General features: G+C 56.4%; 9 protein-coding genes and 1 pseudogene. 7 read left to right on the top strand and 3 right to left on the bottom strand.

The features are described 5' to 3' along the window. From TQ39_RS21355 to TQ39_RS18915, 4 genes are all read left to right on the top strand, one after another. Positions 1–211, top strand: a 211-nt coding sequence (locus TQ39_RS21355) for a cobalamin-dependent protein (RefSeq protein WP_338092848.1), incomplete at its 5' end; no start/stop codon positions are given. Positions 212–225: 14 nt separating this feature from the next. Continuing rightward, positions 226–1,584: a uroporphyrinogen decarboxylase family protein gene (locus TQ39_RS18925; protein ID WP_050006690.1), complete on the top strand. Its 1,359-nt coding sequence runs from the start codon at positions 226–228 to the stop codon at positions 1,582–1,584. 114 nt (positions 1,585–1,698) lie between these two features. Then, entirely contained in the window at positions 1,699–2,658 is a 960-nt protein-coding gene (locus TQ39_RS18920; protein WP_050006692.1) for a biotin synthase BioB, read from the top strand. 32 nt (positions 2,659–2,690) lie between these two features. Then, positions 2,691–3,590, top strand: a complete 900-nt coding sequence (locus tag TQ39_RS18915; RefSeq protein ID WP_050006689.1) for a CobW family GTP-binding protein — start codon at positions 2,691–2,693, stop codon at positions 3,588–3,590. A gap of 458 nt (positions 3,591–4,048) precedes the next feature. Here the strand turns inward: TQ39_RS18915 and TQ39_RS18905 are convergent, their stop codons facing one another. After that, the gene (locus tag TQ39_RS18905; protein WP_050006687.1) at positions 4,049–4,819 is read right to left on the bottom strand and encodes an AraC family transcriptional regulator; all 771 of its coding nucleotides are present in this window, start codon (positions 4,817–4,819) and stop codon (positions 4,049–4,051) included. Positions 4,820–4,957: 138 nt separating this feature from the next. Between TQ39_RS18905 and TQ39_RS18900 the strand changes: the two genes are divergently transcribed. From TQ39_RS18900 to eutH, 3 genes are all read left to right on the top strand, one after another. Next, positions 4,958–6,073 (top strand): uroporphyrinogen decarboxylase family protein, encoded by a 1,116-nt coding sequence (locus TQ39_RS18900; protein WP_050006686.1) that lies wholly within the window; start codon positions 4,958–4,960, stop codon positions 6,071–6,073. Between the two features lie 162 nt (positions 6,074–6,235). Next, the gene (locus TQ39_RS18895) at positions 6,236–8,026 is read left to right on the top strand and encodes an aminopeptidase P family protein (protein ID WP_050006685.1); all 1,791 of its coding nucleotides are present in this window, start codon (positions 6,236–6,238) and stop codon (positions 8,024–8,026) included. Further along, positions 7,990–8,598: an ethanolamine utilization protein EutH gene (gene eutH / locus TQ39_RS18890; protein WP_050006684.1), complete on the top strand. Its 609-nt coding sequence runs from the start codon at positions 7,990–7,992 to the stop codon at positions 8,596–8,598. Before TQ39_RS18895 ends, eutH begins: the two co-directional genes overlap by 37 nt. Here eutH and TQ39_RS21120 read toward each other — a convergent pair. Both TQ39_RS21120 and TQ39_RS21350 read right to left on the bottom strand, forming a co-directional pair. Continuing rightward, a complete protein-coding gene (locus tag TQ39_RS21120) occupies positions 8,589–8,825 on the bottom strand; it encodes a hypothetical protein (protein ID WP_133303802.1) in 237 nt (78 codons plus the stop codon). The two genes, eutH and TQ39_RS21120, sit on opposite strands and share 10 nt — an antisense overlap. A 1,250-nt stretch (positions 8,826–10,075) precedes the next feature. Continuing rightward, a pseudogene (locus TQ39_RS21350) lies at positions 10,076–10,340 on the bottom strand (Gfo/Idh/MocA family protein); the annotation flags it as partial.

The raw sequence follows: 10,340 nt of genomic DNA, 5'->3' as shown, positions 1-10,340 counted from the left end.
CTGCTCGGCGCTGCTGACGACGACCATGGGCATGATGGAAGAAGTTGTGAAAAAGGCCGAGGAAGCGGGCATCCGCGACAAGGTGAAGATCATGGTTGGCGGCGCGCCTGTCACCGAGGCTTTCTGTGAGCAGATCGGCGCGGACAAATACACCGCCGACGCCGCCAGCGCCGCCGACGCCGCCGTCGCTCTCTGCCGCGCCTCCGCATGAACGGGAGACTGCATATGACCGGAAAAGAACTGATTTTTCAAACGCTGCGCCACGAACCTACTCCGCGCGCGCCGTGGGTCCCCTTTGCAGGCGTCCACGCGGGCGCGCTGGTGGGTGCCACCGCCACACAGGTCCTCACAGACGAGGAGACGCTCGTCCGTGCTTTGCTGGAAGTGAACCGGCTGTACAAGCCGGACGGACAGCCCGTTGTATTCGATCTTCAGCTGGAGGCCGAGGTACTGGGCTGCGGGCTGGTGTGGGCCGACGACTGCCCGCCCTCCGTTTCTTCGCATCCTCTGGCCGACACGATGACGGTGCCTTGCCGCTGCACGCTTCCCACAGCCGAAAGCGGACGCATGCCCATGGTGCTTTCGGCCATGCGCCGCATGAAAGAGGCCGTGGGAGATACCACCGCCCTTTATGGGCTGCTGTGCGGGCCGTTCACACTGGCCAGCCATCTGCGCGGCAATGATATCTTCATGGATATGTTCGACGACGAGGACTATGTGAAGGACCTGCTGGGCTTCTGTGCGGACTGTGCCAAGCGCATGAGCGATCTTTACCTGGACGCAGGTATGGATGTGATTGCCGTAGTGGACCCTCTGGTCTCTCAGATCTCGTCGGATCACTTTGAAGAATTCCTCTCCGCACCCTACACTGAACTGTTCCGCTATCTGCGTGAAGAAAAACAGGCGTTCTCTTCCTTTTTTGTGTGCGGCAATGCCACCCGCAATATCGAGGTGATGTGCCGCACCGCGCCGGATTCTATTTCTGTGGACGAAAATGTGGATATCCTTGCAGCCAAGGCCATCTGCGATAAATACAATGTGGCCATCGGCGGCAATATCCCGCTTACGTCCATCATGCTTCACGGCACGCAGCAGGATAATATGAAATTCGTGGCGGATCTTCTGGCCCAGCTGCCGGAATATAAAAACTTCATTGTCGCGCCGGGCTGTGATATGCCCTATGCCGTACCTGTGGAAAACACCATCGGCGCTGCACAGGCTGTGCTTGAAACGGAAGCCGTCCGGGAGATGGTGAAGAATTATGTGGCCGCCGAGGACGACATTGCGGTGGAGCTGCCGGATTACGAAAATCTGCCCCGTCCGCTCATAGAGGTGTTTACGCTTGATTCCGCCACATGTGCGGCCTGCACCTATATGATGGGCGCGGCCAATGTTGCAAAGGACACCTTCGGGGACGCCATTGATATGGTGGAATACAAATTCACGCTCAAGGAAAATATTGCGCGCTGTAAAAAGATGGGTGTGAAAAACCTGCCCAGCATCTATATCAACGGCAAACTGAAATTTTCTTCCATCATTCCCAGCAAGGAAGAGCTGGAGGCCGCTGTCCGCGAGGTGCTGTAAAAGCAGCCCGGACGGGCGTACATTTTAAGATTTACGGCTTTCCTGTCGGGAAAAGCGGCGGATGTGCGTTGTCCGCCGCTTTTTTGCAGGAGCTGCCGGTTGGGAGTGTTTCATATGATAGAGGATATTCTTGCCAAAGCAGGCTCAGGCGCGCTGCTGGAGCGGCAGGACGCACTGCGCCTGTTGGAGGTGGCCACCGGCAGTGCGGAATATTATGCACTGCTGGGTGCGGCCAATGCGTATGCGCGCACAGCGTTCCGTGGCCGTGGCGTTATTTTTGCGCAGATCGGTATTGACGCCCAGGCCTGTGGCGTCAACTGCAAATTCTGTAGCCTTGCCGCAGACGCGCGCAGGGGCCAGCCAGCCTGCATCAAAACGCTGGAAGAGACGGTGGAATTGGCGCGTGAGCTGGCTGCCAGCGGGATCGAAGACCTGTTTTTGATGACGACTGCGGAATTCCCCCAGGAAAAATTTCTGGCATACGGCAGGGCAGTGCGCGCAGTGCTGCCCCCGCAGATGCGCCTTGTTGCCAATGTGGGGGATTTTGGTCCGGCCTATGCTGCAGCCCTGAAAGAGGCGGGATTCACTGGTGTGTACCATATCCACCGTCTGCGGGAGGGCACCGACACGAATGCACGTCCGCAGGCGCGCATCCGCACGATGGATGTCGTGCGCGGGGCAGGGCTGGAGCTGTATTATTGTGTAGAACCGATCGGGCCGGAGCACACGCATCAGGAACTGGTCGACGAAATGCTGCGCATCCGTGATTACCCCGTGGGAGTGATGGCCGTGATGAAGCGCATTGCCGTGCCCGGTACGCCGTTGGGCTCGCAGGGCGAGATATCGGCCGCGCAGCTTGCCAAGATCTGCGCCGTTACCACGCTCACCGCCCGGCCGCCGCGCGCTATGTGCGTACATGAGCCGGATGAGCTTTGCCTGATGGCCGGTGCAAACCAGATTTATGCAGAATGCGGCGTGAACCCGCGCGACAATTCGCTGGAAACGCGCCTCAACCGCGGGTTCTCCACAGAGCAGGCCCGTGCGCTGCTGCAAAAAACGGAATGGGAGGTCTAGAGCCTCTTTTCAGCTAAGAAAGGCGCGATATAATGGAACTGTATCTCATCACCGGTTTTTTGGGTGCAGGGAAAACCACTTTCCTCAAAAATTTTGCCCGGCAGTTTGCCGGCCGGCGGCTGCGGCTCATCATCAACGAATTCGGACGCGCCGGCGTGGACGGCACGCTGCTGCGGGAGCTGGACGCGGCGTTGGATGAGATCAGCAACGGCTCGATTTTCTGCGCCTGCCGTTTGGACCAATTTGAGGCCGCGCTGGAGCAGGCGGCCGCGGATGCACCGGATGTTGCGCTCGTGGAAGCCAGCGGCTTGGCCGACCCCACCAACGTGCGCCGGGTTTTGGCCCAATTTCCCGCTGTTTCCTACCAGGGCAGCGTGTGCGTCGCAGATGCCGCGCGGCTTGAAAAGGTTTTCTCTACTGCCCGGGCGTGCCCCCGGCAGCTTGCTGTCTCCAGTCTCGTGCTTCTGAACAAAACAGACCTTGCCACCGAAGCGCAGTGCGCTGAAGCAAAAGCGCTTATCCTGCGCGCCAACCCGGCGGCCCGCATCCGCCGCACGCAGTTCGGACGGTTCGAGCCGGAATGGCTTTCCCTGATCGTACCGGATGTGGATGTGGATGAGGTATTGGACATGCCGGATATCACCCTGCAAAAAGCGGTGCTGCAGATCCGTCCCACGATGCCCCTTGCGGCACTGCAAAAGTGCCTTGTACAGCTTGCGGGAGAAACATGGCGTATCAAAGGCTTTGTACGCGTGCCGGAGGGCATCTTTTACGTCGACTGCACCGGGCCGGAGGTTCGTCTGACGCCCTGGCAGGGAGAAGCGGACAACCGCCTTGTACTGCTGGCCGGAAAGGGCATGCAGCTTCGCAGGACGGCCAGAACTGCCGTACAATGGTATAACGATTACATTGAGGAACTTTCGATGCGCTGAGCGGCACAGGAAAAAGTGCAGTTGAAACAGATCTTCCATAGCCGGCCTTATGAACGCACGGGCCGAGTTTCAATAAAGAAAAAATGTTTTCCGGCTCAAGCATGCCGCCAAAGGAGGGGTAAAAAGCTTTGCATTTTTTGTGCGGCCGCCACCGGGATGGATACAAACAGCCGGCGGAAAATGACACCGCCGTAACGCTTCATCAGTTGTGAGAAGAAAGCACGTGCAAACATAGTGTAAAATTCGGGCGGCAGCTTCACGGCGCTGTCGTCTCAATGTGACAGGTGCCCATGTTTCCCACGCCGATGATACCCAATTTGATTTTTTCCATAGTTATGGCCCCCTTGTTTTTTCCGTGTTTCTCCCGCGGGAGGAACGCTACCTTCAGAATACAAAAAAATTGCGCATATTCTTTGCTGAAATTGGCAAAAAACATGCGCAAATTGGCTTTTTGGAATCTAAGCGTGTTCCTTTCGATATTGCCGGGGCGAAGTGCTGAAATGGTTTTTGAAGCAGCGGCTGAAATAAAAGGAATCGGAAAAGCCGCAGCGTTCGGCCACCTGCGCGACGGGGACGTCTGTTTCCAGCAGCAGATCCCGCGCATATTCCAGCCGCAGCCCGAGAATATACTGCTTGGGCGTTGTTCCGGTCATCCGACGGAAGGATTGCAGGAATAGCGTCTTTTTTACGCCGGAGCGGGCAGTAAGATCTTCCAGCGTAAACGGACGGGCAGGATCCTCATGGATATGCTCCAGCACTTTTTTAATACGGATAAGCTCTGCGGGAGCATTTTCCCCATGCAGTGCGGAGAGTATTTCGCATAAGATCTGCTCGAGCAGAAGATTTTGCCGCCATTGATAAAGATATGTTTTTTGCTTGTAGATCTCAAACAGAGATTTGAACAGAGGCTCCAGCCTGCCGGGCGGTTCGATTTTGGCAACCTCGGGCAGCGGAAGGCGGTCCACGCCCGACGGCAGCGTGAAATGGACTCCGTAGAACTCCATGCAGGGCTGCCGCGCAACGGAAAGACTGTGCAGTACGCCGGGACAAAAGCACACAAGATCCCCTGTTCGGACCGTAAACTGCCGGCTGCCCAGGCAGATGTCGCCCTGACCGCGAAGTACATATACCAGCTCATAATTGGAAATGCGCCGCGGCGCGATCTGCCAGCCGCAGAAGGTGGCGCGCCGCACCAGATAATCCAGTTCCACTTCCAGATGCTTCCACATCCGTGTACACCTCTTTGCGCCGAACACGCCCGTTTTTTGTAATGATAGCGGAATTTTATCCAGATTTCAACCATTTCTGCATGGCTTTTTTCCGCCGTTCCGGTAAACTGAGGGCAAACACCGAAAGGAATGGGACGTATGATCTGGGATAGGGAACGCTATATCGCGCACTGCAATTTTGAGTTTACAGGAAGAGAGATGTTCTGTGAGCTGTTTGGCCTGCTGATCGGTCTGGAAGAGGAATGGCAAAGGCAGGGAGCCAGCGCCAAGGAGATCGCCCTCACGGCCTTCGATTGGGATTATGTTCTCAAAGCGCCGCTTGCGGGCAATTGCGAGGCAATCACAGGCCTGACGCCCCGGGTATTGGAGGAAACGCCGGAATTTACCGTCTCTGTGGACGAGATGGGCCGTAAAACGAAGTTGTGCAGGCAAAGCGCTACGATCCCACTGCCGATGGAATATCCCGTCAAAACAATGGACGACTGGCTGAAGGTCAAGCATTGGTATGAATTTTCGGAGGAGCGTATTGACCGGGAGGCGCTGCTGCATCAAAAGGAACTGCGCGATAAAGGCTATCTGACGATCCAGTGGGTGCCCGGCGGGTTCGACGAGCCGAGGCAGCTTATGGGCGAGGAAGAATTGTGTATCGCATGCTACGAGGAGCCGGAGCTGATCGCCGACATGTTGGAAACCATCGGAAACACCTGTGTAAAAGTGATGGAGCGTGTGGCTGAGATCGTTCCCATCGACTGCCTCAGCATCCATGAGGACATGGCGGGAAAGTCCGGCCCTCTGTTCGGCCCGGCGCAGATTGAAGCGTTTTTGCAGCCGTACTATCAAAAAATATGGAATTGCGCGCGGGCCCACGGAGCAAAGATATTCTCCCAGGACAGTGATGGAAACATGAACCCTGTGATCGACGCGATCCTCGCCTGCGGTGTGACGTGCCTGTATCCCTGCGAACCGGCGGCGGGAATGGATATGATGGAGCTGCGAAAAAAGTACGGCGCCAGGCTGGCCTTTAAAGGCGGCATTGACAAATTTGTACTGCGCGGCGATTTCCAAGCCATCCGCGCGGAGTTGGAATACAAGATGTCCGGTCCTCTGATGGGCGGTGGCACAGTGTTTGCCATTGACCACCGTATCCCAAACGGAGTACCGCTTGCCAATTACCGCTATTATGTTGAGACCGGGCGCAGGCTGCTGGGCCTCCCGCCCGCGAGGGAAGAGGGCTGGGCGCGCATGGCCTTCTGACGGATATCCGCTAAAAGCCGGGCCGGAGATATTTCCGGCCCGGCTTTTCCGTGCAGAAAGAAGATACCTTTTTCTGCATGAAGGCGTCTTTTGCATAGGCTTTTAAGGTGGTATACTGGGCATAGCAAGGATGCAGACCACAAAAAAAGGAGAAATCGGACGATGACGGTTGTGGAAAAAATCGTCGCGCTGCGTGCGGCTATGGAAGCGGAAAGAGCAGACGGCGTATATGTGCCGTCCAGCGACCCGCATATGACGGAATACCTGCCGGCCCGCTGGCGCTGCCGTGCGTGGCTGTCGGGCTTTACGGGTTCGGCGGGAACGCTGTGTGTGACACGGGAAGCCGCCGCGTTGTGGACGGACGGACGCTATTTCATCCAGGCGGAGCGGCAGCTGGAGGGCAGCGGAATCACGCTGATGCGCATGGCCCAGCCCGGCGTGCCCACCGTGGAGGAATGGCTGGCGGACAGGATGCCCGCCGGAGGAACGCTGGCACTGGACGGCGCCTGCACCAGTGTGTCCGTGGTGGAATCGCTGGAAAAAGCGCTGGCGGAAAAAAGAGCTGTCCTGCGTGACCACGATTTTGTTTCCGCACTTTGGCAGGAGGGGCGGCCGCCCATACCTGCGACAGAAGCATGGCTGCTGGAGCCGTCGCGCGCGGGACTTTCCGCCGGGGAAAAGCTGCATATCCTGCGGGAGAGGCTTGCCCGGCAGAACGCAAACGCCATGCTGGTGTGCCGGTTGGACAGTGTGGCGTGGCTATTGAACCTGCGTGCGGACGATGTGGAGTACAACCCGTTTGCGCTCGCTTACTGCCTGGTGGAGCCGAAAGGGGCGCATCTGTTCATTGACACGAGCCGCGTGCCCGCCGGGGTGCAGACAGTGCTGGAGGCGCAGGGAGTAACGCTGCATCCGTATGGGAATATACGGGACTTTCTGGCTGCGGCGGAAACGCCGATGGCGCTTTTGTATGAGCCTGCGGGTACGAGCTGGACCCTCCTGCGGGCGCTGCGCCAAAACCGGGCCGTGACGCTCTCGGCGGGTAAAGACCCCATTCAGCTGCTCAAAGCCGTGAAGGATGAAACAGAGATGGCCGGCCAAAAAGAGGCGCACCGCAGGGACGGCGCGGCGATGGTTCGGTTCGAGATGGAGCTGCGCCGCCGTATGGAAACAGGGGAAGGCTGGACGGAATTTGCAGCATCCAACTATTTGACGAGCCTGAGAATGGCGCAGAAGGACTGCCTGGGCGCAAGCTTTGAAACCATCGCGGCCTATGGGGCAAACGCGGCTATGATGCACTATGCCCCCATGGAGGATACCTGCGCGGAGCTGGAGCCGCGCGGGTTCCTGCTGGTGGACAGCGGCGGGCAATACCGGGACGGCACCACGGACATCACGCGTACCTATGCGCTGGGCCCGCTGACGGACGAGGAGCGGGAGGCGTATACGCTTGTGCTCAAGTGTCACATTGCCGCCGCGCGCGCGGTGTTCAAAGCGGGAAGCGCGGGCATGCATATCGACATTCTGGCGCGGGAAACACTCTGGAGGCGCGGCCTGGATTACCGCTGCGGTACGGGCCACGGCGTGGGATTTGTGGGGGTTATCCACGAGGGCCCGCAGGGCCTTTCCGCAAAAAATGACACGCCGTTTGAACCGGGCATGACCGTCACCGATGAGCCGGGCATCTACGAAGAAGGCAAACTCGGAGTACGCATTGAAAACGAACTGCTGTGCGTGCCGGTATGTGAAACAGAATATGGAGCGTTTTATGGCTTTGAACCCTTCACCTACTGTCCCATTGACACGCGCCCTCTGAAGCTGGAGCTGATGACCAGGGAAGAGCTGGAATGGCTGGACCGTTATCATGCGGCTGTGCTTCGGGAACTGGGCGCGTATCTCAATAAAGAGGAAGGTGCATGGCTGGAAAAGGCGTGCGCGCCGGTGGCACGATGAATGTGTGTATTGCCGTTTTGCTGTGTTTTGCGCTGCTTGGAGCGCTGGATGAAGGAAGCGGAGGCAGGCTGGGGGTCCTGTTGTTTTGCTGGATGACGTGGGGCCTGTTTGTACCGGAACGGTCCGTAATGCCGCCTGACGTAGTGGAGGAAGTGCTGGTAATCATTCTGAAGATCACCATTATCGTATGTGGTTCTCTGGTAGCTGGCAGGCTGGTACTGGCAAAGTGCAGCCGGTGGCTGGAGTGGGCCGCATCCAGGCTGGGCGTCAATGAATATGCTGTTTTGGGGCTTTTGACAAGCCTTGTCTCAAGTGTTTCCATGCTGCCGCTGTATCCCCGGATGGATGCCAGAGGGAGAATGATAAACGCTGCGTTTACGGTATCCGGGGCATTTGTATTGGGCGGGCAAATGGCCTTTGCGGCTGGCGTTGCAGACGGACGCGCCGTTGCAGCATATTTTGCAACAAAGCTGGCCGGCGGTTTATTGGCTTTGATATTGGTGTTTTGCTTTGCGAAAAATACGGAAGCAGTATACACAACAGATATATCCGTAACGCAGGGTCAAAAATAATACAGGAGTTGACTTTTGCGGGTGGCTGCGCCGAGAGAAAATACAAAAAATATTCCGAATATTGTTTTTCGGCAGGCGGCTGTATCACAAGATTTGTTGAATTTCTTCAAAACTCCTACTGTTAAAATCAAGAGCTTGCTCCACGTTTTGCCCGTACCTTGAGAAATGCGGTATCCATACTGTTTGGTGAGTTTCATTACAGGCCGGCCTGTGTGGGATTCGTCCAAACAGTATCCGCCGGTACCCGAACAAGCATCGGAGGCTGCTGAAAGGAGAAGGCGGCTGCATACTCAAACGCATATGCAGCGGCAGGACAAGCTGCTTGAGCGGTAACAACAGTGACACACTTGATGGTACTTCCTGAAGTGATGGCAAAAATACCGTTGTCATCCTTACGGTCAAAAGATTTGTCCAATGCTTTGCGCCAAAAGCTGGAGAGAGGAAGCAATCCTTTCTGGCATCGAAAATATTTTACAGCGTCGCTTTGGCACAAATGCGGCGAAGTCGGATACCGCTGGGGATACCACGCGCGCAGGAAAGAGGCTGTCAGAAGCGTGGTTTCCATCCTGACAAAACTTAAAAGGTCTTAAACACAGTCATAACTTTGCAAAATGAAAAACAGCCCTCGGAAAATTATTCCCGAGGGCTGTTTTGGTGCGCCCGGCTGGAACCGAATCGGCGGCTTTCCGGGTCTGAGAGCTGTGACAAAGGGTTTTAAATGGTAATAATCGTGCTATTTTGGGTTGGGATACACTTAATTGTAAAGGGCGGTGAAAAGCCCGGGGAGATGGAGGCCAGCAGGTTCCGCGGATTTTTTGTATATCAGTAGTCAGATAGTGGTCGGGAGAGCGTGGACTGCGATGATCTTGCTCCGCGGAAATCAAAACTTGCACAGCAGAAGTTGGATGCGATGATGGGCCATAGAGAGAAAAACAGTTCTCGGAACATTTCGATATTTGCTTTACGGCGGCAGGGCTTAATGCGCCTGCCCGGTGAACAGAAAATCGGCCCAAAAGGCAGAGCAGATATACGATGCGCCTCAGCCTTTCACCGAACTCACCGCAAAAACGGAAGATGGCGTGATCCGTCTAAAACGGGTCACACCATCTTCCTTTTAAATTTCTGTCTTATTAATACATAATGTTTCTTGAACCGTCGAAGAGACTGAAAATCCATATATCCAGATGGTGCAGGTTCAATATAGCAAGCTCAGCGATGACTCGGATTCTGTGGATTACTGCTCACCGTCATGGTCATGGGCAACGTCTGCGTCGTCAGCAGCCTCACACGCCATTCTATCACAAAGAAGCATGGTGCCCAGCTCTTGTGCAATGAGACTTATGTCAGTACCAGCGGCATGGCTCAATAAGGCCCGGATATCTCCTAAGAAAGGGCGCAGTCACAGAAATATTGTGTAGCAATAAAAACATCTGTCTGACGCTTGGCCACGTGGGAAAGCAGCGCGAAACAGGTCTCTTTATAGCTGAGGCATCTCAGCCACCGTGCCAGTCCTGCGCGATTTTTCCGCACGGAACACAGCCAGATGGCCATTGAGGGAATCGTTGATGTTCGTGCAGGAGATGGACGGCTGTTCGCCCTGCAGCACGCGCACAAAGTCCTCCACCAGCCGCAGGTCTCCGCCGCCGTGGGAGCCTGTCATGCCGCTTTTGTCTCCGCCGATGGCGAGGTCCACCACTTCCTCGCGCCAGCCGCTCTCGCTGGCCGTGTCGATGGTGCGCACC

This window comes from Ruthenibacterium lactatiformans, from assembly GCF_000949455.1.
GTDB classification, from domain to species: domain Bacteria; phylum Bacillota; class Clostridia; order Oscillospirales; family Ruminococcaceae; genus Ruthenibacterium; species Ruthenibacterium lactatiformans.
This window is presented reverse-complemented; position numbering and strand designations above follow the sequence as displayed.